This is a genomic window from Lederbergia lenta NBRC 16444, assembly GCF_001591545.1.
Taxonomy (GTDB): domain Bacteria; phylum Bacillota; class Bacilli; order Bacillales; family Bacillaceae_C; genus Lederbergia; species Lederbergia lenta.
The window spans coordinates 1-25,422 of record NZ_BCVC01000007.1 but is presented as its reverse complement, the minus strand read 5'-3'; the positions used below and the strand labels follow the sequence as shown (position 1 = coordinate 25,422).

23 protein-coding genes and 2 riboswitches are annotated in these 25,422 nt (G+C 36.1%); of the genes, 21 read left to right on the top strand and 2 right to left on the bottom strand.

Annotation, left to right across the window (positions count from 1 at the left end; all coding sequences use genetic code 11):
- Positions 1–54: 54 nt before the first annotated feature.
- The 12 genes from BLE01S_RS16620 to nadE all read left to right on the top strand — a co-directional run bounded on the left by BLE01S_RS16620 (position 55) and on the right by nadE (position 11,367).
- The gene (locus BLE01S_RS16620; protein WP_169800039.1) at positions 55–1,434 is read left to right on the top strand and encodes a vWA domain-containing protein; all 1,380 of its coding nucleotides are present in this window, start codon (positions 55–57) and stop codon (positions 1,432–1,434) included.
- A gap of 220 nt (positions 1,435–1,654) precedes the next feature.
- The gene (locus tag BLE01S_RS16615) at positions 1,655–3,106 is read left to right on the top strand and encodes a hypothetical protein (RefSeq protein WP_066144958.1); all 1,452 of its coding nucleotides are present in this window, start codon (positions 1,655–1,657) and stop codon (positions 3,104–3,106) included.
- A gap of 39 nt (positions 3,107–3,145) precedes the next feature.
- Complete coding sequence (locus BLE01S_RS16610) at positions 3,146–3,427, top strand: hypothetical protein (protein ID WP_066144956.1); 282 nt, start codon at positions 3,146–3,148, stop codon at positions 3,425–3,427.
- A gap of 86 nt (positions 3,428–3,513) precedes the next feature.
- Entirely contained in the window at positions 3,514–3,795 is a 282-nt protein-coding gene (locus BLE01S_RS16605; RefSeq protein ID WP_066144954.1) for a hypothetical protein, read from the top strand.
- Between the two features lie 351 nt (positions 3,796–4,146).
- Positions 4,147–5,085, top strand: a complete 939-nt coding sequence (locus BLE01S_RS16600) for a hypothetical protein (RefSeq protein WP_145981919.1) — start codon at positions 4,147–4,149, stop codon at positions 5,083–5,085.
- A gap of 45 nt (positions 5,086–5,130) precedes the next feature.
- A complete protein-coding gene (locus BLE01S_RS16595) occupies positions 5,131–5,835 on the top strand; it encodes a hypothetical protein (RefSeq protein WP_066144950.1) in 705 nt (234 codons plus the stop codon).
- Between the two features lie 297 nt (positions 5,836–6,132).
- Positions 6,133–6,930 (top strand): hypothetical protein, encoded by a 798-nt coding sequence (locus BLE01S_RS16590; RefSeq protein WP_066144949.1) that lies wholly within the window; start codon positions 6,133–6,135, stop codon positions 6,928–6,930.
- Positions 6,931–7,140: 210 nt separating this feature from the next.
- Positions 7,141–7,815: a DNA alkylation repair protein gene (locus BLE01S_RS16585; protein ID WP_066144947.1), complete on the top strand. Its 675-nt coding sequence runs from the start codon at positions 7,141–7,143 to the stop codon at positions 7,813–7,815.
- Positions 7,816–7,878: 63 nt separating this feature from the next.
- Positions 7,879–8,472 carry an HAD hydrolase-like protein gene (locus tag BLE01S_RS16580; RefSeq protein ID WP_066144945.1) on the top strand — a complete coding sequence of 198 codons (594 nt, stop codon included), beginning with the start codon at positions 7,879–7,881 and terminating at the stop codon, positions 8,470–8,472.
- A gap of 1 nt (position 8,473) precedes the next feature.
- Positions 8,474–9,037 (top strand): cysteine hydrolase family protein, encoded by a 564-nt coding sequence (locus BLE01S_RS16575; protein ID WP_066144943.1) that lies wholly within the window; start codon positions 8,474–8,476, stop codon positions 9,035–9,037.
- 12 nt (positions 9,038–9,049) lie between these two features.
- Positions 9,050–10,528 (top strand): nicotinate phosphoribosyltransferase, encoded by a 1,479-nt coding sequence (locus BLE01S_RS16570; RefSeq protein WP_066144941.1) that lies wholly within the window; start codon positions 9,050–9,052, stop codon positions 10,526–10,528.
- An 11-nt stretch (positions 10,529–10,539) separates the two neighbouring features.
- Entirely contained in the window at positions 10,540–11,367 is an 828-nt protein-coding gene (nadE, locus tag BLE01S_RS16565) for an NAD(+) synthase (protein WP_066144939.1), read from the top strand.
- Between the two features lie 115 nt (positions 11,368–11,482).
- On the opposite strand, the gene BLE01S_RS16560 is transcribed toward nadE, so the two are convergent.
- A complete protein-coding gene (locus tag BLE01S_RS16560) occupies positions 11,483–11,734 on the bottom strand; it encodes a hypothetical protein (RefSeq protein ID WP_066144937.1) in 252 nt (83 codons plus the stop codon).
- Positions 11,735–12,084: 350 nt separating this feature from the next.
- On the opposite strand from BLE01S_RS16560, the gene BLE01S_RS16555 reads away from it, so the two are divergent.
- Genes BLE01S_RS16555 through BLE01S_RS16545 form a run of 3 tightly spaced genes read left to right on the top strand, consistent with a single transcriptional unit; the run spans position 12,085 to position 16,462 of the window.
- Positions 12,085–13,041: an AAA family ATPase gene (locus BLE01S_RS16555; RefSeq protein WP_066144935.1), complete on the top strand. Its 957-nt coding sequence runs from the start codon at positions 12,085–12,087 to the stop codon at positions 13,039–13,041.
- 50 nt (positions 13,042–13,091) lie between these two features.
- The gene (locus BLE01S_RS16550) at positions 13,092–14,261 is read left to right on the top strand and encodes a DUF58 domain-containing protein (protein WP_066144933.1); all 1,170 of its coding nucleotides are present in this window, start codon (positions 13,092–13,094) and stop codon (positions 14,259–14,261) included.
- Complete coding sequence (locus tag BLE01S_RS16545) at positions 14,258–16,462, top strand: transglutaminase TgpA family protein (RefSeq protein WP_066144931.1); 2,205 nt, start codon at positions 14,258–14,260, stop codon at positions 16,460–16,462. Before BLE01S_RS16550 ends, BLE01S_RS16545 begins: the two co-directional genes overlap by 4 nt.
- A 49-nt stretch (positions 16,463–16,511) precedes the next feature.
- Here the strand turns inward: BLE01S_RS16545 and BLE01S_RS16540 are convergent, their stop codons facing one another.
- Positions 16,512–17,126 carry a YesL family protein gene (locus BLE01S_RS16540; protein ID WP_066144930.1) on the bottom strand — a complete coding sequence of 205 codons (615 nt, stop codon included), beginning with the start codon at positions 17,124–17,126 and terminating at the stop codon, positions 16,512–16,514.
- A gap of 218 nt (positions 17,127–17,344) precedes the next feature.
- Between BLE01S_RS16540 and BLE01S_RS16535 the strand changes: the two genes are divergently transcribed.
- The 6 genes from BLE01S_RS16535 to BLE01S_RS16510 all read left to right on the top strand — a co-directional run bounded on the left by BLE01S_RS16535 (position 17,345) and on the right by BLE01S_RS16510 (position 25,040).
- On the top strand, positions 17,345–18,337 hold the full coding sequence (locus tag BLE01S_RS16535) for a LacI family DNA-binding transcriptional regulator (RefSeq protein WP_066144927.1): 993 nt from the start codon (positions 17,345–17,347) through the stop codon (positions 18,335–18,337).
- Between the two features lie 20 nt (positions 18,338–18,357).
- The gene (locus BLE01S_RS16530; protein ID WP_066144925.1) at positions 18,358–19,671 is read left to right on the top strand and encodes an ABC transporter substrate-binding protein; all 1,314 of its coding nucleotides are present in this window, start codon (positions 18,358–18,360) and stop codon (positions 19,669–19,671) included.
- Positions 19,672–19,739: 68 nt separating this feature from the next.
- Positions 19,740–20,609 carry a carbohydrate ABC transporter permease gene (locus BLE01S_RS16525; protein ID WP_066144923.1) on the top strand — a complete coding sequence of 290 codons (870 nt, stop codon included), beginning with the start codon at positions 19,740–19,742 and terminating at the stop codon, positions 20,607–20,609.
- 55 nt (positions 20,610–20,664) lie between these two features.
- Positions 20,665–21,480 carry a carbohydrate ABC transporter permease gene (locus BLE01S_RS16520; protein WP_066145133.1) on the top strand — a complete coding sequence of 272 codons (816 nt, stop codon included), beginning with the start codon at positions 20,665–20,667 and terminating at the stop codon, positions 21,478–21,480.
- 184 nt (positions 21,481–21,664) lie between these two features.
- Positions 21,665–21,766: riboswitch (purine riboswitch) on the top strand.
- Positions 21,767–21,914: 148 nt separating this feature from the next.
- Positions 21,915–23,468: a glutamine-hydrolyzing GMP synthase gene (guaA, locus tag BLE01S_RS16515; RefSeq protein WP_066144921.1), complete on the top strand. Its 1,554-nt coding sequence runs from the start codon at positions 21,915–21,917 to the stop codon at positions 23,466–23,468.
- Between the two features lie 11 nt (positions 23,469–23,479).
- Positions 23,480–23,581, top strand: a riboswitch (purine riboswitch).
- A gap of 124 nt (positions 23,582–23,705) precedes the next feature.
- Positions 23,706–25,040 (top strand): NCS2 family permease, encoded by a 1,335-nt coding sequence (locus BLE01S_RS16510; RefSeq protein ID WP_066144917.1) that lies wholly within the window; start codon positions 23,706–23,708, stop codon positions 25,038–25,040.
- The last annotated feature ends 382 nt before the right edge of the window (positions 25,041–25,422 follow it).

Genomic DNA, 25,422 nt, shown 5'->3' with positions numbered 1-25,422 from the left:
CTTAGAAGAAAATATAAGAAGCGCATCTTATGTTTTCTAGGAGGTTGTATGTTATTGAGTAAGCAACGAAAATATGGTCTCGTATCTATTATATTCTTAATTATTTGTCTAACATTGGTTGCATGTTCCTCCAAACAGGATACTGGCCCATCAAAAGATGAACTAAAAAAGGAAGAGAAAGCTGCTAATTCCGATCAAGGGAAAAATGGAAAAGAAAATATAGACTCACTGCTTGAAGCCCCACTTCCACCAGAGGATACACAATCATTTCTTGCTTATCCTTCCGGTGCTTTCTCAGAAGTATTTTATGATGATAATCAAGAAGCGATTGAGGAAGAACTAAAAAAATTACCGGCATTAAAAGAAGAAGCTAATGAAGTAGAGATTGAGAAGTATTGGGCAAAGTTACTATCCTTATTTGCTGAAGATTATCCGAATCCGGAAAGATTAATAGAAGACTGGAAAAAAGATGATTTCGGTAATCCAGAATTAGGAGATCCGCGGCTTGCATTTAAAGAGAATTATAATGTGGAAATAATATTAGATGCGAGTGGAAGTATGGCAGCTGAAATGGATGGGAAATCGATGATGGAGTTGGCGAAGGAGTCCATTCAAACATTTGCAGCCAATTTACCTAGTGAAGCGAATGTTGCTTTGCGTGTTTACGGGCATGAAGGAACAGGTGATGAGAAAGATAAGAATCTTTCATGTGCCAGCAATGAATTAATGTATGATATGCAGCCGTATGATGAAACGAAATTAAACGATGCATTAAATAAATTTGAACCAAGTGGCTGGACACCTGTTGCGGAATCTCTAATAAAAGCACAAGAAGATTTTGCCGAATTAAAAGGAGAAAATAATACGAATATTATTTTCTTAGTTAGTGATGGTGTAGAGACTTGTGATGGTGATCCTGTAGAAGCTGCGAAAAAATTAGCGGAATCAGCAATTACTCCTTTAGTCAATGTCATTGGTTTTAATGTAGATAGTGAAGGACAAAGTCAATTAAAGCAGGTTGCTGAGGCCGCTAATGGAACATATTCGACGGTTAGGAATATGGATCAATTACAAGACGAATTTAATCGATCACAGGAAATGGCAAGTAAATGGATGGACTGGAAGCTGGGTGCAGAAACAGAAAATATTAATACAGTTCTAAATAGAGAAAGTTCTATCTTGGAGTTTAAAAACGAATGGGCTGAAAAAAGCTCGCTAGAAATTCGAAATTTAGATGAAGCGATTTTCTTTTTATATAAAAATGATCAAATATCAACGGAACAAAGAGAGTTGCTAAAAAAGCAACGAAATGCACGTTATGATCTAGCAAATAATAGTGAAAATCAAGTTTATAATGATCTATTAAAATTAGCACAAGAAAGCTACCGAGAAATGGAAAAAGAAATTAATGAAAAATACAAGCAAGACAATTAGAGTTAAAGCACAAGTTAAATCGTGAATAGATAGGTATTTTCGACGTATTAACTATGCTTATTCACAGTTAAAGATTACATGCTTCTAGCAGCAAGTATATCAATCAAACTCCCGCTTCACTTAACTCAGATAGCAATGAAAACAAGCTAAATGGAATGAAGAATGCATGAAGAAATAGATAGATAAAAGATTGATACCCTAGTATCGAGGAGGATTCAGCATGGCTGACAGTAGCTATTATCGAACAACAAGCCATATGATTAAGACTGTAATGCTGCTTGTTTTCTTACTGTTTAATCCAGGTGCAAGTACGGCGGCGAGTACAGTTGGAGACATTGAATATGATAATAATGGTTTGACGCCTACAGAGCAGCAAGGTGGCAGTAGCAATGGTATAAACTTAAATCCCCTTGACTGGGATTGGGGTCAAATAGGCGAAATCGCATTGGATGGTTTAAAAGAATTATGGGATGGCGCAGTAGATGCTTGGGATGGATTCGTGGATTTTTTATCTGATGTTGGAGGTATGATAGGAGACATCTGGGAATCGATGCCTGACTGGGCTCAAGACTTAATTATCACAATTGGGATTGTCGTAGCAGCTGTGGTTGTAATCGCGTTGTTGGTAGTAGCCGGTGTCGTTACAGTTATCGTTGGCATCGTTGCCGCGATTGCAGCGATTATCGCAGGCGGTATTTATTTTGCCATACACGGTGGAACAGATTCCTTTAATCCATTACATGCTGCAGCATGGATATTTGGCTCGGCATTAGCAGGTGGATTATTAGCTTTTGCAATTGAAACAGGAGCAATGGCAGTATTCCTTTCTTCTACGTGGAACGGGATAAGATTTTTAGGAGGAAAGTTGTTACTAGGCTTACGGTTAGGTTGGCAATTCACATGGAACAAAGTCTTGGTCCCAGCATTTCAAGGTATACGTTTGTTTTTGCAATTTACATGGAGCAAAGGGCTGGTCCCAGTATTTCAAGGTATACGTTTGTTTTTACAATTCACATGGACACATGGACTTGTCCCAGCGTTCCGTATGATCGCAACTGGGTTCAGGGGCTTGCTAGCAGCAAATAATGGATGGATGGGCCTACTGAAGACTGGGATGAGCGGTTCCTTAGTTTCATTAGCATTTGATGGTGTAATGGGATTTATGACCGGAGAATGGGATATGAAGGCAATCTTGTTAAATGCCGCCTTTGGCTTTTTCGGAGCCGTTCTCGGTGCAGGATTATGGACTAGAGTACGCGGAGTTACGGGGTGGAGTCGACTTGGTTGGATATCCTATGGTGGAGCTGTTGGAACAGGCTTAGAATTACTTAAACAATGGGTAGCTGGTGACGGAATTAATTGGATAGATGTAGGAATAACTGCTTTGGTCTTTGGAACCCTAATTCCATTAAGCCGATGGACAGCGGGTTTAAATATTTCGGAAACGATGGATAAGTTTAAAATAATCGATTTCGCAGAGAAATTTCCGAGTAAATTCTTGTCGGGCTTATATAAAGATATTATTTATTGGAACAACCCAGATGCGCATCCAGACAACAATTTAAAAGATTATTACCATTCATGGGGAGACTTTATAAATAACTTTAAGTTTGAATTTACTACAGGTTATAAGAATTGGATGTGGAAGGTTTTTAGAATATATATCCCTTAAAATATCATTCGCCTAATCCATGAATGAGGAGTGTTTTTATTGAGTGATCAGATGTGGAATATAATATGGTGGTTTTTTGCACTTACAATTGCTATTGGGGTTTTAACATCAGCCTATTTTGGAGAAAGAAATCAATTAGGTATAGTAATGGATAACCCGTTGATCAAATATTCCATTATACTTTACCTTTTAGTAGGTGTTTTCTTTATTGTATACTCTGAGATACGTAAAAGGGTGGAAGTTGAAAGTGTTAAAACTATAATCGTTACTATTGTGATTATTCTTGTAGTATTTGGTTTTTTCGCACTTACTCGATTATGATATATCACAAAAAAGAGATAGAGACATAGAACTGTTATAGGAAAGTTTAGTGTACATGTTATACGGGGACCTAAGGGAGTGTTTCTTTGAGTGATCGAATATGGGGCTATTTAGGTCTATTTTTTACAATTACGATTATCATTGGAGGGTTAACATTAGCCTACTTCGGTGAAAGAAATCAATTAGGTATGATAATGGAAAGTAGATTAATTAAGTTTTCTATTATTCTTTATTGTATGCTGGGAGTATTTATTATGGTTTTCTCTGAAGTTCGCAAAAGAGTAGAGATCGTGAATGTAAAAACAATAGGAATTACACTTGCTATTATTTTGGTCATAATTGGTTACCTTGTACTTACTCGTCTATAAATAACAAAATGGTAGAAGTGAATATATTATGGGACCGATATTATTAGAAACTAACGTATCGGTCCTTTCTTGTTTTACTAAAGAAGCAGGATAGAAAATATAGTTGGGAAGCGAAAGAGAAGTAGCCAACCCGGTGTTTGTGCAATTGAAATATCACTTATTAGGCAAATCGATATATTCCAGCACCAATCTTTCAATTCTTGTAGATTGCAAGAAGTATTGAAGGTTTTTAAGATATCATTCGAAGACTTCATCTATGAATACGGGGTTTTTGGGTGAATACAATGTGGAGCTTTTTAGATGGAAAAACAGCAGGGTTGATCTTAGTAATTAAGAAGGGATTTGATGCTCATGAGTTATACAGTAAAGCCACCTCCTCTGATGAGCTTAGCTGAAGGGAAAAATAGCACAATGGCAGAACCTTATGTGGGGGCATGGGAGCTAGCGTTTATTAGTCCCGACATATTTATTGGGCAAGGGGTGTATCGACTATTAGGGATATATAGTGGTAGTTCTGGTAAAGTTGCTGCTGAACATTTTCATAAGTTTCATATTTTAAACGAAGAAGGAAAAGTAGTTGATGATGAGACAATTGCATTATATTGCATAAAAGTGTACGTAACTTTTTATAAACTGATGATTAGTAATAAGGATATAGAATACTCATTACTAATTAGTGAGAAAGATAATGTCGAGCTTAGAGATAATCTTCTCGATATAAAGGAATCGGTTGATGAAGGTTATATTCAAGATCATGGAAAACGTCATAAATTGTTTAAAGATATGGATGAGATGCTCGTTTATCTAGAAATGGTTGAGGGACTAGAAACGAAAATGCATGAATATGCTAAGCAAATAAGAAAATGTGAAGCTGATATACAAGATGAAACTAAGATGAATAAAGACGTACTTGATGCTTTACTTACTGCAACGTCCCAATTCAAAAAAAATGCAAGACAAAAAGGTATTTTATTAATGCAAAATCAGCATCGACTGCGAATGGTTAGAACCTTGTTACAAGATGACCTAGCAAATAAGTATTTGGACCCGGATCAAAAAGAAAAAGCTAAAAGAATGATTAAAAAGATCGGTGATGAAATAGAATATCAACAAATTGTTTATAGCACACATGATATGGTTCTTTTTACCCCTAAAGGATATATAAAAAAGTTGCAACAAATTCCGGACGATTATATAAGATTGGAAGCAGAACAATTTGTTGGGAAGAAGTGGATGGTTACTAAAAAGCCTTCTCTTTTGAAAAAATTCAAAAGAGAAAAGGAAGAATAATTTCATCTAACTTTTACAAAATGCTACGGAAAGGAGTGGAAAGAGATGAACTTGGAAAAAGCTGAGCAATCAATTAAAAGTATGGTAGTGATCGCATGTGTTTTAGCAGGGTTAACATTTATAGGCATTATATTATCAGCAACGGTAATAGAGTTGCCATTAAATTGGTGGTCATTAATTGATGTAATTATTTTTCTTTCTTTAGCTTATGGTGTACATAAAAAGAGTCGTGCTTGTGCTGTTCTTTTATTTGCCTGGTTTACTCTTAATCAATTAATTTTACTTACTACTATTAAATCAGGAGCTTCAGCCCCGGTCACTTTAATATTAGGGTATTTTTTATTCAAAGGAATGCAAGGCACTTTTACATATCATAAACATCATATCTCAGACACTTCTATAGTGGATGATGGTGATAAGGGGAAATGGTATAAAAGATTGAATCTAGTCTCCTTTTATCTATCCATACTCGTCTGGTCACTGCTTTTTTTATTAGTAATAACGAGCGTAGTTATTATTAATACTTCGATCCTTCCATCAGCAGTTGCACAAGTGTTACTCATGATATTCCTCATCCTTGTTGTCGTTGGAAATGTAGTTTTTAGTTTGACAAGTATTGGTTTGGGCATCGCTAGTCTCGTAAAAAGAGAGAAGAAACGTAAATTTTCTATAATGGGTATTATATTTAGCGGTTTATTCGCCTTGATATACTTTACAGTTGTGCCAATTCTTATTTCATCTTACCCATAAGCGATGTATCGGGAAGGTGTGAATTTGATGAAAAGTGAAAAGAAATGGAGAAGCCTTTATTTGTTTTTGAGGATATTCTTTTACGGAATTTATACACCTGTTCGATAATAGGGTGGCTAGCTGAAGATGAAAGATTCCCTATTATAGTCGGAGTTGCACTACTGTTCATGAGAAGAAGTCATTAAAAAAATACAGCAAAGTAGGAAAAGTAACTAACTCATTGAAAGACCGATTTCAGTCTAAGTATGTCAATCGGTCTTTTTGCTATTGAATTAAGCTATTTAAAGGAGGTTCGGAATGATTAGAATGCAGCATTTGCAAGAGCATATCTTAGAATCTTTAAAACCATACTATCAAAAAGATGAAACACCCGATGTTTTTCCAGCCAAATTTAGTATAGAGGGAGGTATGTATTATTTTTTCACCTTTGCCCCAGCTGCGGAACAACTTATTATGAAGGAAGATGGAAGTGTTTCAAAGTATAGTGAAATAAAACATATTAATTTACTTGCTACTGACTATAATTATTCAATTGAATTCTTGTTGAATATTGGCAGTAAATGGGCGAATATTTCGTTTTTAGATAATTACGTAAGGTTTCAAAAGATACTTAATGAAATAGAAGTGACGTTGCCTGCCGATCTAAGTATTTTAAGAGAGGATATTCTTATTTTAAAGACTACAGTATCTAAAATTATAGAGTATCATCATCAAACGGTTGATTTGGTGAAAATTATGATTTCCGCGTGGGACACAATGAAGAAAACAGAACTTGTAACAAAAGAAGATCAGAAAGAAATGAGAAATAATCGTTTTAAGTTAGCACAAATCCAGTTCAAACAAAATGAATTGCAAATTAATACGGAAATAGAAAGAATGAATGTTTTTAACTATCTATCTTCTAAAAAAGGGCTGGTTCATCTAAAGATGTGGAGCCTGTATCTAAAATTCAAGCCTTACCAGAGAAAAATGTTAACGAGTAATCAAATAGTAGAACTGGAAGAAACAAGAGCGATACTGTTAAAGGGGCAGTTGCCACTAGAAGAGGAAGAAAATGCGGTAGATATCCTTGCTCATTTACGTAATCCAAAATAAGAATAGTATTAAGTGTCAAGATTCAATATGTTTTACGAGGAAGAGAAAGAGGGAACATGAATGAAGTGTGATTCTATTTCAAATATAAGGAAGTAGAGATTTATTCTCTAGATAATAAGTTGGCAAGGGATCCAGAAATCACGCAAACCTTCAAGTTCTATCTGACTACTGGTATGATTAAAGAATACTTGTAAGTCATGGGAGGGAAAGATGGATAATCGTGATTGCTTAGTATTACTTAAGAAAACTTTTATTGTACGTCGTAACCCAGAAAATGCTGTACCTATGGAAAAATATATGAAAGGGCTTTTCCCCTTTGTAGGAATTAGAACTCCTGAAAGAAGAGAACTGTCCAAGCAATTTATTAAACAATTTAATTTCCAATCTGAGGATGCAGAGCTTATTATAAAAGAATTATGGGAAATGCCGGAAAGAGAATTTCAATATGTCGCAGCGGATGCGCTTGTAAGGAATAAAAAGATGCTTAGAGAAAACCATGCCGATTTGTTGGAATACTTAATTATGACAAAATCATGGTGGGATACTGTTGATACGATTGCTAGTCATCTGGTGGGGGCTTTGTTTTTTAGACATCCTCATTTAATTATTGAACGAGGTGATAAGTGGCTACACTCTGAAAGTATATGGCTACAGCGATCAATGGTTCTTTTTCAATTAAAATATAAGGACAAAACAGATGCAGAACTGTTGTTTTCTATCATTGAGAAAATTGCCCATAAAAAAGAGTTTTTTATCCAAAAAGCAATCGGTTGGTCCTTAAGAGAATATTCGAAAACGAATAGTGAAGCTGTTATTCATTTTATTGAAACGCATGAGTTATCTAATTTGGCAAAAAGAGAAGGTTTAAAACATATAGAAAAATAACGAAGTATATAAAAATTATGATAATATTTAAGTTAAGATTTAGAAAAACAATGAGGTGAAGTAGTGAGATTGTTATGGGATTTAGATGGCACAATTTTTGATACATATCCAGCAATATTGGATAGCTTTTGCAAGGTTCATGAAGAAGCCCATGGAAAAGCAGTTGACAGAGTGGAAGCACTTCGCTGGCTGAAAAGAACATCAAAGGAGGCGTTTTCCCATTACGGAATTTCTGAGGATTTCCGCGACAGATTTAAAGAATTGGATCACGCCAAGGCCGAAGCAGGGAGCCCACCATTTGAAGGTATTAAAGACATTTTAGCAATTGCAGAAGTAAATGTAATTGTGACACATCGTACGAAAGCTTCCACAAAAGAGCTATTGGAAAAATGGGGCTTGTTTCAGTATTTTGATGAAATTGTCAGTCCTGATGATGATGGTTATCCACGGAAACCTGATACCGAGGCTTATCAGTACTTGCATGATAAGTATGAGTTAGACTGGGCAATTGGCGATCGCGCCTTGGATTTAATGCCAGCTAAAGCGGTAGGGATGAAAACATGTGCATTTCAAAACCCTGATATTGAAGCAGATCTTCATATTGATGCATACGCAGATTCATTAATAGAAACAATGAAATCAACTGGAGGTAAGTAAATTGTCAAAAAGAGCTCTATTAAATGTTGATTATACATATGATTTTGTTGCGGAAGACGGGAAGTTGACTTGTGGAGAGCCTGGACAGAAAATTGAAAGTGCAATTGTTCATTTGACAAAGGCGTTTTTAGAAGGGGGAGATTTCATCGTTTTTGCGATTGATAAACATAAAGTCATTGACGAATTACATCCAGAAATGAAATTGTTTCCCCCTCATAATATTGAAGGAACAGCAGGCCGTGAACTATATGGGGAGCTTGCTGAGTTGTATAGTTTACATAAAGATAATCCAAACATATATTATATGGATAAAACTAGATACAGTGCTTTTGCGGGAACGGATCTTGAGATCAGGCTGCGTGAACGTGGGATTGAAGAAGTCCATATTTGTGGTGTTTGCACGGATATATGCGTTCTACATACTGCAGTTGACGCATATAATAAAGGCTTTGATATTGTTGTACACGCAGATGCGGTGGCAAGCTTTAATGCAGATGGCCATGAGTGGGCTCTAGGGCATTTTGCCAATACACTCGGTGCAAAAGTGAAAAGAACCGGAAACTAAGGAGTGTAGAAAATGAATAAGCGTTATGAAGATGATAGTTTAACACTACATACAGATTTGTATCAAATCAATATGGCGAAATCGTATTGGCAGGATGGTATTCATAATAGAAAAGCTATCTTTGACCTTTATTTTCGAAAGCTTCCATTTGCTAATGGATATGCCATTTTTGCTGGTCTGGAAAAAATAATTGAGTATCTTTCTGATTTCCGTTTTAGTGAAACAGATATCGCTTACCTACAAAACGAACTTAATTATGAAGAAGATTTTCTTGAGTATTTGCGTAATCTAAGGTTCACTGGTTCCATTCGTTCGATGAAAGAGGGAGAAAGTGTTTTTAGTAATGAGCCAATTCTAGAAGTAGAAGCACCGCTCGCAGAAGCCCAGTTAATTGAAACAGCCTTGCTTAACATTGTGAACTATCAAACATTAATAGCGACAAAAGCTTCTCGTATTAAACAAGTCGCTGGTGAAGAAGTAACATTGGAATTTGGAACAAGAAGGGCACAGGAAATGGATGCAGCACTTTGGGGGGCAAGAGCAACATTTATAGGCGGATTTGATGCGACAAGTAATGTGCGTGCGGGAAAATTATTTGGCATGCCAGTTGCTGGAACACATGCCCATGCGATGGTTCAAGCTTATCAAGACGATTATACGGCATTTAAAAAATATGCGGAAAGTCATCAGGAATGTGTATTTTTGGTTGACACGTATGACACATTAAGATCCGGTGTCCCAGCGGCTATTAAAGTAGCTAAAGAGTTTGGGGAAAAGATTCAATTCAAAGGCATAAGACTAGATAGCGGAGATATGGCATTTTTATCAAAAGAGGCTCGGAAATTGCTTGATGCAGCTGGGTTTGTAGATACAAAAATATTTGCGTCAAGTGATTTGGATGAATACACAATCTTACATTTAAAAGCACAAGGGGCAAAAATCGATGCTTGGGGTGTAGGGACAAAGTTGATTACAGCATACGATCAACCTGCCTTGGGTGCCGTATACAAACTTGTTTCCATTGAAGGTGAAAATGGTGAAATGGAAGATACGATCAAGATTTCAGCAAATGCTGAAAAAGTAACTACTCCTGGTAGGAAAAAAGTTTATCGAATCATAAATCGGTTAAATGATAAATCAGAGGGTGATTATATTGCCTTGTGGGAGGAAACTCCAGAGAATGAATCCCGATTGAAGATGTTTCATCCTATCCACACATACATTAGTAAATTTGTGACTAACTTTGAAGCAAGAAACTTACATCATCCAATTTTTGAAAATGGTGAACTTGTCTATAAGTTGCCAACATTGCACGAAATTCAAGCGTATGCTAAAGAAGGTCTTAGTTTGTTGTGGGAGGAATATAAAAGATCACTTAATCCAGAGGAATATCCAGTCGATTTAAGTCAAGAGTGTTGGGATAATAAAATGGCAAATATAGAGGCAGTGAAAGAGAAAGTAAAACTGTTGAAAAATAAAATGAATGAGTAGGAGGAATTGCATTGGATGAACTCCAACGTCAGATTATTGAAGAGTTAAAAGTTCAACCGTCTATAGATCCAAAAGTTGAAATTCGCAGAAGTGTTGATTTTCTAAAAGATTACTTGAAGAAACATGGATTTTTTCATGGATTTGTATTGGGAATTTCAGGGGGACAGGATTCCACGCTTGTTGGTAAATTAGCTCAAATTGCAGTAGATGAATTGAATGAGAGTCAGGACCAAGATAAGTATACTTTTATTGCAGTGAGACTACCATATGGGGCTCAGGCGGACGTAAGTGATGTAGAAGACGCACTGGCGTTTATCCAACCAAGTAAAACGTATGAGATCAATATTAAACAAGCAGTTGATGCAAGTGCTGCGGCGCTAAAAGCTGCTGGAGTGGAGATTTCTGATTTTACGAAAGGAAATGAAAAAGCTCGCGAACGTATGAAAGCTCAATATAGTATCGCGGCAACATATAATTGTGTTGTTCTTGGAACAGATCAAGCAGCAGAGGCCTTAACAGGATTTTACACAAAACACGGAGATGGTGCCTCTGATATGGTACCGATTTTCCGACTAAATAAAAGACAAGGAAGACAATTGTTGAAAGAACTTGATTGTCCTGAACATCTGTATATGAAAATTCCAACTGCAGATTTAGAAGATGATCGACCGATGCTTCCTGATGAAGTAGCGTTGGGAGTCTCTTATGAATCGATAGATGATTACTTAGAAGGAAAGCAAGTGCATGAAACAGCTAAAAATACGATAGAAGCACTTTATCGAAAATCACAACATAAGCGGCATTTACCTGTTAACGTGTTTGATGATTTTTGGAAATGAAGGAAAAAGTAAAAAGTGGACGATCAAGGGCGATAAGCAGAAGGCTATCACTGACAGAAGGCGTAGTTTGCCTCCAGGAGTGATAGCCCCTTGTGACAACACCCCTTGCCGCTAATCAATGTGAGTTCCTCCCTTGATAGAAAGTGTTTGTGGATTTTTCTAGCAAAACACATAATACAGCTAAATATAGCAATCCAGGAAGGAAGGCTATATCGACTGAAATAAAACCGACTAATAAAAACATCATCCCTGCGAGTTTTGGATTATTATTGCGACTAATATTCATTACACCGATAACTCCCAAAAATAAACCTATGCTAATAAGTGCGATTCCAATAGACGACATATTTGCAAATATCAGGTCCACATCAGCAACTTCTCTTTAAAGGATGTAGTCGATGACATACATGTCTTCTTTATCTACTTTGAGATCCTGAAACCACCAAAGTCCATTACACCGCATAGAATAATCCCCAGTACGTCCTAACGCAAATTCACCTGTACGCCTCAAATACAGAAATCCCTTTTCATATGTTCTCCCAACTATACTTATGAATGATGAATTAAATTGCAAGAAGTTTCAAAACACAAGGAATATTTCCCCGCCTAGTTTTTTCTCCATGTATAATAAGAGAAGGATGTAATAATCACCATTAGACATTAACAATTCCTCAAAGTGAAACATATAAAAGAAAAAATAGATGGTAGGTGCAAAACATGAATAATGATATGTTGCAACAGCAAGTAAAGAAAATTATACAAAATATTGAGAAGGTAATGATTGGCAAGAATGATGTGGCCAAGTTGAGCCTAGTGGCACTTTTGGCAGAGGGTCATGTATTGCTTGAGGATGTACCGGGTGTTGGAAAAACCATGATGGTCCGTGCTTTAGCGAAGTCTGTTAATGCATCATTTAAACGAATACAATTTACCCCAGACTTATTGCCCTCAGATGTATTAGGTGTATCTATATATAACCCAAAAGAAATGGAATTCACTTTCCGTCCGGGACCAATTGTAGGCAATATTATTCTCGCTGATGAAATTAATCGGACATCTCCTAAAACCCAGTCAGCTTTGCTAGAAGGGATGGAGGAAAAAAGCGTAACTGTTGATGGTGTCACTTTAAAATTAGACAAGCCATTTTTTGTCATGGCGACTCAAAATCCGATTGAATACGAAGGAACATACCCATTACCGGAAGCACAGCTAGATCGCTTCTTAATAAAAATGAAAATGGGATATCCTTCTATAAATGATGAAATAGAAGTATTAACAAGCTCGCAAAGGATATCTCCGATCGAAGAACTTCAACCTGTTATTACACTTGATGAATTAAGGGATATGCAACAGCAAGTGAAGGAAATATTTGTAGAAGAAAATATAAAACAATATATTGTTGAGTTGGCTAGTAAAACAAGAAACCATCGACATATATATTTGGGGGCCAGTCCAAGAGCATCCATTGCATTAATGAAAGCTTCACAAGCTTTTGCTTTCTGTTCTGGGAGAGATTATGTAATACCAGATGATATTCAATATTTAGCACCTTTTGTTTTTTCACACCGCATTATATTGAAATCAGAAGCGAGGTATCAAGGTATTATTGCTGAAACGGTGATCGAGAATATTATATCCGAAACTCGTGTTCCAATTAAAAGGGCTGTTAAATAAACATGTTGCATAAATGGCGGAAAAGACGTCGATTCAGGATGCTTAAATCATTGTTTAGTACATTATTATTACTTATCTTACTTATGCTTACCTATGCATATGCTATGTTTCAAGGCGGGTTTGTAAGTTGGTTTTTGTTTTATTGTTTTCTTCCATTTGCGGTTTATGCCGCTCTTATATTTATCTATCCGTTGCGGGAATTTAAGGTAACAAGAGTGATTAGCCCCCAAAGGATTAGTGCAGGTGATCAACTTATTGTAAAGCTTGAGCTAAAAAGAAAAATGCCATTTCCATTGTTATTTTTAATTATAGAGGATATCACTCCTAAGGAGTTTAATACTCAAAAGAGTAAACAAATTATATTTCTCGGGTTTAGGCGCAAATATAAATTAACTTATCATATAGAACAAGTACAAAGAGGAGAGTATACATTTGAGGCGATTCGCTTAAAAACAGCTGATGCACTTGGACTTGTTGAGAAGGAAAGCTATTTGGATTGTCAGGATACGATACTTGTATATCCAGAAATGGTAGAAATGGTTTACAAACCATTGGAAAGTCAATTTGAGCAAGGTGGAACTGTCTCTGCGATGCAATTTCAAAAAAACACCTCTCTTGTTGCTGGTGTCAGGCAATATCAGCCAGGTGACCGATTTGCTTGGATTGACTGGAAAGCAACAGCTAGAACGAATGATATGATGTCTAAAGAATTTGAGATTAGACAATCGAATGATTTACTTATTGTCCTTGATAGAACTCAATCTAATAATTTTGAGTTGCTTGTGAAATTTGTTGCATCTACTGTAAGAAGTAATTTAAAACAAGGTGGCCAAGTTGGCTTATTTTCTGCAGGAGAAAAAATGATGTTTATTCCAATTAATGGAGGAGAGCAACAGTTACATAAACTACTACATTATTTGGCTAGTGTGGACGTTATTAGAGATATTCACTTTACAAAGCTACTTTTGGAAGAGGTAACTCTTTATCAGCAATCTGCTAATTTACTAGTAGTGACCTCTAGTTTAAAGAGAGAGCTAATCGAAAATATTGGTTCCTCAATAAGACGTAAAGGAGCCATCTATTTGATTAAAAAAGATGGAGAAATTCTTTCGCGGGAAGAAGAGGAGCTAAGAATACTTGCTTTCAATAGTGGCATTAACATAGCAACGATTTACGAGTCTGATTTTCGAACAGCTTTTTCGGAGGTGAGACTAGCATGAAAAAAAGTCGAATTATATATACTTTTATATTATATTTATTCGGATTTTTTTTACTCTTGGAGTGGATGCTGCCTGTTCCTATTATTACGCAAACTGGAGAACTTCGTTATTTTAATTTATTTATCGCCATTTCACTTATATTATACTTTTTCCAATTTCCATGGTGGTTAAGAATCCCCATTAAATTTGGGATAATATTATATTTTCTTTATCGTATTTTTGGGGGAGGACTTCTAAGGGATCACTCGTGGATGCAAATTTTAATTTCCGATCTGATGGATGGTATGAAAAGTTTATTAGTAGGAGATTGGTATGACCTGTCTGATTTATCGAGAAGTTTATTGCTTTTTATTTTATTATGGTTGATGACATATCTACTTCGCTATTGGCTTATGATTAGGAAGAGTATTTTTATTTTTTATGTGATGACAATTATATATATTGCTGTGCTTGATACATTTACTGGATATGTTGGAGATTGGGCAATGGTTAGAATTGTAGCTATTGGGTTTGCCTTGCTAGGATTGTTGTTTTTCCAAAGGTTATTGGGCAAGGAGCAATTTGAGAATCGTCCATATATAATTATCAAATGGGCATTTCCATTAGTAATCATGATTACTGTAAGTGTATGCCTTGGCTATCTATTACCTAAAGCTGATCCGATATGGCCGGATCCTGTTCCGTTTATTCAATCAACTGCCGAAAATGTCCAGTCCCAATCTTCTATTTCTACAATTGGATACGGGCCAGATGATTCTCAATTGGGTGGACCTTTTGAAGGAAATGACCGAGTAGTTTTTGAGGTTGAAACTCCATCAAAACAATATTGGAAAGTGGAGATAAAGGATTATTATACAGGGAAAGGTTGGATATCTACGATTGAGCCAGATTCAGGATTTAGAATGGAATCAGGCGAAGTTTTTCCCGTTGAGATCGCTTCGAGGAAAGATGAGCCGATAAAAGAAGCGATTGTTGATGTGAAGTTAGCCTATCCACATATTGTAAGACCCTATGCATTCTTATCTGTAAAAGGAAATGAACAAGGTTACTTTCAGTATAATGGCAGTTTGGATAAAATTACTTCTTACTCTGATGATGATCAACCTGTCCAATTAGAAGAATATATCGTGCAATATAAAAACACGGCTTTTAGTATGAAAGAAATGCGCAAAACCACAATGGTTCCAAATGAGCAACAATATGATGATCTGTTTAAGTATTTCACGCAGTTACCTGAATCATTGCCGGACAGAGTAAGGGAACTGGCTGATGAGATAACAGCTGAGCATGATAATTGGTATGATCAAGCGATAGCAATTGAAAATTATTTTCAATCAGGCGATTTTATATATGATCAAAAGAATGTTGCCATTCCCGAGGAAGATCAGGATTATGTAGATCAATTTCTTTTTGAAACATTTCGTGGATATTGTGATAATTATTCTACATCCATGGTTACATTGCTCCGAGCAGTCGATATTCCAGCTAGGTGGGTGAAGGGATACACAGCGGGAAATTATATTGGAAACGCGGCTCAAGAGAATAGCATTTACCAAGTGACAAACAATGAGGCCCACTCATGGGTAGAAGTGTATTTTCCAACTGAGGGTTGGGTTCCTTTTGAGCCGACAAAAGGTTTTGATAATTTTGCTTCGTATGAACAAGACGAGGAAAAGACAGAGGTTGAACCTGTTCAGCCTAAAAAAGAGGAAAATAAAGTAGAAGCTCCTAAAATAAAAGAGCAGAAAGAAACAAAAAAGGATGAACCAAAGAAATATCGAAACTCTATCTCCATATGGCCTAAGCTAAAAGCTTTCTCAGCAGAAAATTGGTTTATATTTGTGGTTCTTCTAATAGTCATCATTGTTGGCTGTGTTTGGATGGTGTGGAACAAAAGTAGGTGGATTCCATATGTTTTAATTAAATTGTATAAAAAGAAAAACAACGAGGATATATTCGTCCATGCTTATAATGATTTATTAAGACAACTGAACCGTTTTGGTATCAAACGCGAGCCGGGACAAACACTTCGTGAATATGCACTTGAAATTGATAAGCATTTTGATACAAACGATATGACAAGGCTTACTGAATATTACGAGCGAATGATTTATCGTGGCGATCCAGCAGATGAAGATTGGGAGCATCTTCAAGACATATGGGAAAGTCTACTAAGAAAAACAACGAAAAAGCTGTCCTAGATAAATACTAGGACAGCTTTTTTTATAAACTGAAAGTTAGTAGAGAAAATCATGCTTGTGCCTGAGTTATATTCTCAATTTTTCTAAATGATCTTTCGCATAATAAGTAAAGAAAGTAGACTGCAATACTCCAAACAATAATAGAAGTAATAGGAATGAAAACACTTAAAAATGCAGCCAATACTAGTATTATTCCACAGAGAACTGTCACCCAAAGTTGGCTTATAGATATTAAGAAGGAATTTTTTATTAATAATGTCCAACGCAATTTATAATGAACCATAACAGGAAACAGAAAAATGCTTGTCATAATAAAAAATATACTAAAAAACATAAAGGTAGAGACCATAACAATCTTTAATACTCCAGACATATGCAAGCTCACGTTGATATTATAGTAAAGGGAAAAAGCTAATAGTAGCCAAACAAGCCCTACAATAAAGCTTTGTAAAAAATTTTCTTTGAAGAAAACAAAAAAGTTCCGGAAAACACCATTATCCTTTTTTTGGACCCATTGTCTAACGACGCCAAACATCGCTGTTGTGGCCGGGAAAATAGTGATAATTGGTATACACATAATAATCCATAATAAGTTTAATAATATGAAGTTAGTAAACTTTTCCAAGAAACGATAGAAGCCACTATCAAGACTAAATATATTCAATGTTTTTTCACCCTACTCTCTTTCTTGAAAGGATATGTTGTAATAAAATTATCACAATATGTGGAAGAAGGCAATATTTCAAGTTTATGAATTTTATAAAAATAACAGGTATTTATACCTATTGAAAAGTCCGATGAAGTATTTTAACATTCTAAATGTAAGCGATTTCTGAAATCGATATCATGTATAGTTCATAGAAAATGAAATGAGGGAGGGACATGCCGACTATCTCTGATGTAGCCAAATTGGCTGGACTATCTAGGGCAACTGTATCTCGAGTAATTAATAATCATCCATATGTCACGGAGGAAAAGAAAAGGCTTGTTGAAGAGGCGATGGATCACTTAGGGTATATTCCTAATTCCCATGCACAGTTTCTAAGAAAACAAAAAACAAATATTATTGCCGTTTTAGTGCCTAAGCTGACTAATCCGTATTTTGCTTATCTAGTTGAAAGTTTGGAAAGGCAAGCTTCTAGAAAAGGATTTCAAATCTTAATTTGCAATACATTATACGATAAAAAACGTGAAATTGAGTTTTTGGAATTATTGAAGAAAAAGCAAGTGGATGGAATTATTATGACGACTATCGAAAACGCATGGGAGAAGATTAATGCGATCCCGTTGGATGGACCGATTTTATTTTGCAACGAGTATGTTACGGGAGTAAATGTTCCATCTATTCGTTTGAATAATGTAGAAGGTGGATACATTGGCACGCGACATTTAATTCAAAGGGGACATACGAAAATAGGATATTGTTGGGGTGGAGATGATAGAAGTCTTTCTAAAGACCGTTGGGAAGGCTATCAATCAGCGATGACAGAGCAAAGGTTACCCATAAAAAAAAGTTGGTTATTCGAGAAAACTTTCGATATTGAAGATGGTAGAAGAGTAATGAATGAAATAATGACAATGGAAGACAAACCAACAGCTCTCTTTACGGGAAGTGATGAAGTTGCAGCAGGTATTATCTCCGAAGCTAAAAAACTAGGTCTTAGCGTTCCAGAAGATATGGCTGTAATTGGATTCGATGATCAACCAATTGCAAGAGTGGTAGAGCCACAATTGACTACGATTCGGCAACCCATTGAAGAAATTGGCGATATGACAATTAAAGTGATGCTGGAACTATTAACAAACAAAGAGAAAATGAAAAAACGACTGATTTATGAGCTACCCTTAAAATTAGTCGTGCGAGACTCAAGTTAAAAATAGAGGAGGATTTCTAAATGAAAAAGAAATGGTCGCTCATCAAAGTTATACCAATGTTACTAGTATTGTTGCTCATTATTTCGGGATGTAGTTCAGGTGCTAGTAAAGGTTCAGATGGAAAATCTGGTGGGAAAGTAAAGCTAACAATGTCTGCATGGGGGAACCCTGCAGAAATTAAAGTATATCAAAAAGCAATTGATGAATATCAAAAAGAAAACCCGAATGTGGAAGTGAAATTATTACCGGTTCCCGGTGATAATTATGAACAGAAACTTATGACTCAATTATCAGGAGGACAAGCGTCAGATGTTTTCTATGCGGGCTCAGAGTATATTTCTAAGTTAATTTCTACTGGGAAACTTGCTGAACTATCGGAATTCCTCGAAGGTCCTGATAGCTATGTAAAGCCAGATGAGTTTGCGGAAGGATTATGGGGAGCTGCAAAGAAAGATGACGAAATATACGGAGTAGCGGTGGATAATAATCCATTCCTAATGTATTACAATAAAAAACTACTTAAAGAAGCTGGGGTTGAAAAAACACCGCAAGAATATTTTGATGAAGGTCAGTGGAATTGGGATACATTTGCGGAAATGACAGGGAAGCTAAATGCTGCAGGAAAAAGAGGTTTTGTTGCTGAAAACAACAGTGGACATTTATTCTCGTGGATTTGGTCTAATGGTGGCGAAATGTATGATGAAGAAGGAAATATAATTTTAGAAGAAAATGAAAAAGCTAAAGAAACATTTGAATACCTTGCAAAATTAGTAAAAGATAAAAATGTTACTTACGCTGGGTCTTTACCGAAAGGGCAAGGTGCCGATGCTATGTTTATGTCGAACCAAGTTGGATTTGTTGCTGCTGGTCGTTGGTTAACACCAATGTTTAGTGAAAATAAATCATTGGAGTTTGACTATATTCCATGGCCAACTAATACAGGTGAAAAAACAGAGCCAGGTGCGATCGCGACAGCTTATATTGCCACTAGCGTAGATTCTAAAAATTTAGAAGAAGCAAAGAAATTTCTATCGTTTTATACTTCGACAGTAGGGCAGGAAGCACGTTTAACAGGCAATGGTAATGCTGTTCCTTCAGTAAGTGGTATTGATGAAATTATTACAGATGCAGAAATACCAGAACATGCTAGCTATCTGATTGATGCTCGTGAATCTGGGTTTGTAGATGACAAACAATCCGTTATTCCAGGTTTAGATAAAGAAATAAGTGACATTATGGACCTTATGTATCTTGGAAAGCAAGATGCTCCAAAAACAATTGAAGCTGTATCCAAAAAAGCGAAGGACATGATTGAAGATTATAGACAGCAATAATAGTAGATTATCAAATTGAAAGAAAGGAGAACCATTCCTTTCTTTCAATAGTTTGAAAGGGTGAGTCCATGAAAAAAAATAATACGGTTTGGGGTTATATATTTTTAGCTCCTCAATTAGTAGGATTACTCGCTTTTGCTTTGATTCCACTTGGCTTTGCTTTTGTTTTAAGCTTTATGAAATGGGACGGATTTGGCGAAAAAACATTTGTTGGTTTAAGTAACTTTATTGGTCAATTTTCTAATCCAGTTTTTTGGAAAGCCTTAGGAAATACAGCATATTACACCGTACTTTATATTCCTATCGGAATAACCATTTCTTTAGTATTAGCCATAGCATTAAATAAAATAAAAGGAAAAGAGTTATATCGCATATTTTTCTTTATGCCTGTTATCACAAGTTCTGTATCCGTAGGTGTTATTTGGATGTGGATCTTAAATGGGGATTTTGGGATATTAAATCAAGCACTTAGTTATATAGGAATCGCGGGACCGCAATGGTTAACCGATACTAAGTGGGTAATGATTTCCATTGCTATGCTAAGCATATGGTGGCAGCTTGGTTATAATATGGTTATCTTCCTTGCAGGTTTACAGGGGATTTCAAATAGTTATTATGAAGCTGCTGAAATTGATGGTGCAACAGGCTTTCAAAAGTTTATGCATATCACATTGCCATTATTATCTCCTACAACGTTTTTCGTAACAATTATGTCTATCATTAGTTCCTTTCAAGTATTTGACCAAGCATTTGTTATGACGAATGGTGGTCCAGCAAAATCAAGTTACACGATTGTTTACCATGTATACGAAAATGCGTTTATAAACTTTAGAATGGGTGAGAGTTCGGCAGCAGCGATGATATTATTTGTCATCATTTTGATCTTCACTTTAATTCAATTTAGAGTGTCAAAAAGGTGGGTTCATTATGAAGAGTAATATTCTAAATAAAGACAACAGCCCAGTAGTTTCAACAGCTAAGGTCCGGAAAAAAATGAAATTCTCTGGTTTACTTATCCACTTTTTCATTATTATTGGTTCACTTATTATGATTTTCCCATTTTTGTGGTCCATCAGTAGTTCCTTAAAAGATATTTCTCAAATATTTTTGGTGCCTCCTGAATTTATTCCAAATCCTTTCGTTTGGTCAAACTATCCCGCATCCTTACAGGCTATGCCTTTCGGTAAAGCTTATTGGAATAGTTTCTATATTACGGTGCTAGTAGTAGGGATTCAATTGATAACCGCTTCTATGGCGGCGTATGCTTTTGCGAAAATACGCTTTCCGGGTTCGAATTTTCTATTCATATTCTTTTTAGCGACGATGATGATCCCGAAGCAGGTAACAATGATTCCAACCTTTATGATTATGGAGAAAATCGGTTGGTTAGATACTCATTTACCATTAATTGTTCCTGGCGCTTTATTTAACGCGTTTGCTGTTTTCTTATTAAGGCAATTTGTAATGGGAATACCGAAGGAACTAGAAGAAGCAGCAATAATTGATGGAGCAAATCCATTGCGTATTTATTGGAATGTCATTTTGCCATTAATTAGACCAGCTATGGCTGCAGTAGGTATTTTCATATTTATGGGAACGTGGAATAACTTCTTGGAACCATTGATTTATTTAAGTACTCCTGATCTATTCACTGTACCTTTACTGTTAAACTATTTTAAAGGCTTGTACGTAACAGACTGGGCACTTATGATGGCAGGTTCGACAATATCTGTTATTCCTGTACTCATCATTTATATATTTGCTCAGAAGCATATAATAGAAGGAGTTGCTCTAACCGGAGGGAAATAATATTTAGTTAGAGTTAAAATACGTAATAAATGATGACTTTGGCAATTTGCCAAGGTCATTATTTGTTTATAACAGAATATGTCTTGGAATTATGGGAAAATTTAATTAGAAAGAGAACAGGTTGACCATGGTATGAAACAGGTATAAAATAAAAATTAATTAAAGATGATACGGTGCCAGTGAAAAGTGGAAGCTGGCGACCCTTCATATAATTCCGCAAATAAGGTGCGGAAGTCTCTACGTAGCCACCATAAAAGGCTCGGCTATGAAGGCAGTTTTTCCAAAACGATAAAAAGTTGTTGCGTCGATATGTGATGTTTTTGCGCATATAATGACGACTTTTTGTCCGATGTATGCTGGAATCCTGCCTTCTTAGCAATGAGAGGGAGCTTTCCGGTTTTTTTTATATTTAATATAGTAATGGAGGGTCTAGTATGCCAGGAAAAATAGAATTACAAAATCAAGAAATGATTATTGTGCTTGATTTTGGAAGTCAATACAATCAATTAATTACGAGAAGAATACGTGAATTTGGTGTTTACAGCGAATTGCATCCACATACTATTACAGTTGAAGAAATTAAAGAAATTAATCCAAAAGGGATTATTTTATCAGGTGGACCAAACAGTGTGTATGATGAAAATACATTTCGATGTGATGAGCGTTTATTTGAATTAGGAATCCCTGTACTCGGTATTTGTTATGGAATGCAATTGATGACTACTCATTTTGGCGGTAAAGTCGAGAGAGCTAGTAACCGTGAGTACGGAAAAGCGTTGATTCAGGTTGTTGAAGATTCGGCTTTATTTACAGAACTACCGAGCGAACAAGTTGTTTGGATGAGCCATGGCGATTTAGTACAAACGGCGCCAGCGGGTTTTGTTGTAAATGCGACAAGCCCTTCTTGCCCGATTGCAGCTATCAGTAATCCAGACAAACATTTGTATGCTGTGCAGTTTCATCCTGAGGTTCAACATTCCGTTCATGGAAATGAAATGTTGAAAAACTTTGTGTTTGAAATATGCGAAAGCAAAGGCGATTGGTCAATGGAGAATTTTATTGAAATTGAGATGGAAAAGATCCGCCAAGAGGTAGGAGATAAGAAAGTTTTATGTGCATTAAGCGGTGGGGTCGACTCTTCAGTAGTAGCTGTATTAATTCATAAAGCAATTGGAGATCAGTTAACATGTATTTTCGTTGATCATGGCCTACTACGCAAAGGTGAGGCTGAAAGTGTGATGAAGACATTCACTGAAGGCTTCCATATGAATGTCATTAAAGTAGATGCACAAGATCGCTTCCTTAATAAGCTTAAAGGTGTTTCAGATCCTGAGAAAAAACGTAAAATTATAGGAAATGAATTTATTTATGTGTTTGATGATGAAGCAACAAAACTTGAAGGCATTGAATTCCTAGCACAAGGAACGCTGTACACAGATATTATTGAAAGTGGGACAGCCACTGCACAGACGATTAAATCACATCATAATGTTGGTGGACTTCCTGAAGATATGCAATTCTCTTTAATTGAGCCACTTAATGCATTATTTAAAGATGAAGTACGTGCTGTTGGAACTGAATTAGGTATCCCAGACGAAATTGTTTGGCGTCAACCGTTTCCAGGTCCAGGGCTTGGAATTCGGATCTTAGGAGAAATAACTGAAGAAAAACTAGAAATCGTTCGTGAATCAGATTTCATTTTACGTGATGAAATTAGAAAAGCTGGATTAGAACGAGAAATCTGGCAGTATTTCACAGTGCTACCTGACATTCGAAGTGTTGGTGTGATGGGCGATGCACGGACATATGATCATACAATTGGTATTCGTGCCGTTACATCAGTCGATGGGATGACTTCAGACTGGGCAAGAATCCCATGGGATGTGCTAGAGAAGATTTCTGTACGAATAGTTAATGAAGTGCAACATATCAATAGGGTTGTCTACGATATTACAAGTAAGCCGCCAGCAACTATTGAGTGGGAGTAAATAGATATCCTAAAAAATAAATAGCTTTATATCGTATAATAACGGGAATATGGCCCGTAAGTTTCTACCGAGCTGCCGTAAATAGCTTGACTACGAGGTTATGGGAATAATGTTGAAAAGTGAAGCGGGCATAAAGCTTGTTTTACTTCTCGGTTCTCTACCTTTTTGTCATGCTCTGAGCGATAGCCGCTCAGAGCTTTTTTATTTTTAAAATAGAAGTTAGGTGGAGGAAGCATAGTGAAGAATTATTTTAAATTTGATGAGCTTGGAACGAATTACCGCCGAGAAATCATCGGTGGGTTAACGACGTTTTTATCTATGGCTTATATACTTGTATTGAATCCAATTACATTATCGTTACAAACCGTTGAAGGATTAGATGATTCACTGAGAATGAATTATGATGCAGTTTTTGTTGCAACAGCATTGGCTGCGGCGATCGGAACACTCACAATGGGATTGTTAGCAAAATATCCGATTGCTCTTGCACCAGGAATGGGATTAAACGCATTCTTTGCTTACTCTGTTATTTTAGGTATGGGAATACCCTGGCAGAATGCATTAGCAGGAGTATTATGTTCAGGATTGATTTTTATACTTCTAACATTATCGGGTATACGAGAGAAAATAATTAACTCTATACCTGCAGAATTAAAAATAGCAGTGGGAGCTGGGATTGGGTTATTCATTACATTTGTTGGTTTGCAAAATGCGAAAATTATTGTTGATAATGAAGCAACACTTGTTGGTTTAGGTAACCTGACCGATGGGAATGTCTTGCTTGCAGTTGTCGGTATCGTAATCACAGTTATATTAATGACTCGTGGTATAAAGGGTGGAATCTTCTATGGAATGTTAATAACTGCAGTTATAGGAATGTTTGCAGGTGTTGTGGAAGTTCCAAAACAGATTGTCGGGGCCGTGCCTAGCATTGCACCAACATTCGGCGCTGCTTTAGATCCAATTTTCAATTCGCCAGCTGAATTATTTACATTGCAAATGCTCGTGGTGATTTTAACCTTCCTGTTTGTTGATTTCTTTGATACTGCTGGTACACTTGTGGCAGTTGCTCAACAAGCAGGCTTAATGAAGGGAGACAAACTACCACGGACAGGAAAAGCATTGTTGGCAGATTCAACAGCAACTGTATTTGGTGCGATCCTTGGAACATCGACAACAACATCTTATGTCGAATCAACTGCAGGAGTTGCGGCGGGCGCACGTACTGGTTTTGCAAGTGTAGTTACCGCAGTGTTATTTCTATTGTCCTTGTTTTTCTTTCCTGTCCTTGGTGTGATTACAGCACCAGTTACAGCGCCAGCTTTAATCATTGTTGGAGTATTGATGGTGTCAGTCATTGGCAAAATAGATTGGAAAAAGTTTGAGATTGCTGTTCCAGCGTTTTTCACGATTATTTTTATGCCTTTAACTTATTCCATTGCCACCGGGATTGGTATCGGATTTATCTTCTATCCAATTACAATGCTAATAAAGGGTCGTGGAAAAGAGATTCATCCGATTATGTATGCATTTTTTGTCATATTTGTTTTGTATTTTATATTTATCCTTTAAAAAAAATCCCAAATAGATCTGTTGGCAAAAGCCAATGGATCTATTTTTCTATTAATCTTCTATTTGAAATGGTGTGTTCTGCTGCGGGTTATATGAAAAAAGAGGGAGTGGTGAAATCACTATACCGAATTAAAATAAACTATTGACCTATGTATGTGAAGATGGTAGAATAGCTTTACCGTTAAATATTAAAACTCTATTAAAAACATTTTAAAAAAAGAGTTGACGATTTGATGTGTGCGTGTTATATTAATAGATGTCGCTGCAAACTGAGTTTGAAGTTGGCGCTAAGTAAAAAAAAGAAAACAAAAAAACGCTTGACTAACTCACGAGAAAGAGTTATGATAGTAAAGTTGCTGAAAAAAGAGCAACAAGTAAGTTT

What these genes read in the sequence shown, in the direction of transcription:
- BLE01S_RS16595 (WP_066144950.1), top strand. Translation starts at nt 5,131, where the DNA reads ATGAACTTGGAAAAAGCTGAGCAATCAATTAAAAGTATGGTAGTGATC.
- BLE01S_RS16570 (WP_066144941.1), top strand. Translation starts at nt 9,050, where the DNA reads ATGAATAAGCGTTATGAAGATGATAGTTTAACACTACATACAGATTTG.
- BLE01S_RS16600 (WP_145981919.1), top strand. Translation starts at nt 4,147, where the DNA reads ATGAGTTATACAGTAAAGCCACCTCCTCTGATGAGCTTAGCTGAAGGG.
- guaA (WP_066144921.1), top strand. Translation starts at nt 21,915, where the DNA reads ATGCCAGGAAAAATAGAATTACAAAATCAAGAAATGATTATTGTGCTT.
- BLE01S_RS16535 (WP_066144927.1), top strand. Translation starts at nt 17,345, where the DNA reads ATGCCGACTATCTCTGATGTAGCCAAATTGGCTGGACTATCTAGGGCA.
- BLE01S_RS16545 (WP_066144931.1), top strand. Translation starts at nt 14,258, where the DNA reads ATGAAAAAAAGTCGAATTATATATACTTTTATATTATATTTATTCGGA.
- BLE01S_RS16555 (WP_066144935.1), top strand. Translation starts at nt 12,085, where the DNA reads ATGAATAATGATATGTTGCAACAGCAAGTAAAGAAAATTATACAAAAT.
- BLE01S_RS16615 (WP_066144958.1), top strand. Translation starts at nt 1,655, where the DNA reads ATGGCTGACAGTAGCTATTATCGAACAACAAGCCATATGATTAAGACT.
- BLE01S_RS16590 (WP_066144949.1), top strand. Translation starts at nt 6,133, where the DNA reads ATGATTAGAATGCAGCATTTGCAAGAGCATATCTTAGAATCTTTAAAA.
- BLE01S_RS16525 (WP_066144923.1), top strand. Translation starts at nt 19,740, where the DNA reads ATGAAAAAAAATAATACGGTTTGGGGTTATATATTTTTAGCTCCTCAA.
- BLE01S_RS16520 (WP_066145133.1), top strand. Translation starts at nt 20,665, where the DNA reads ATGAAATTCTCTGGTTTACTTATCCACTTTTTCATTATTATTGGTTCA.
- BLE01S_RS16530 (WP_066144925.1), top strand. Translation starts at nt 18,358, where the DNA reads ATGAAAAAGAAATGGTCGCTCATCAAAGTTATACCAATGTTACTAGTA.
- BLE01S_RS16585 (WP_066144947.1), top strand. Translation starts at nt 7,141, where the DNA reads ATGGATAATCGTGATTGCTTAGTATTACTTAAGAAAACTTTTATTGTA.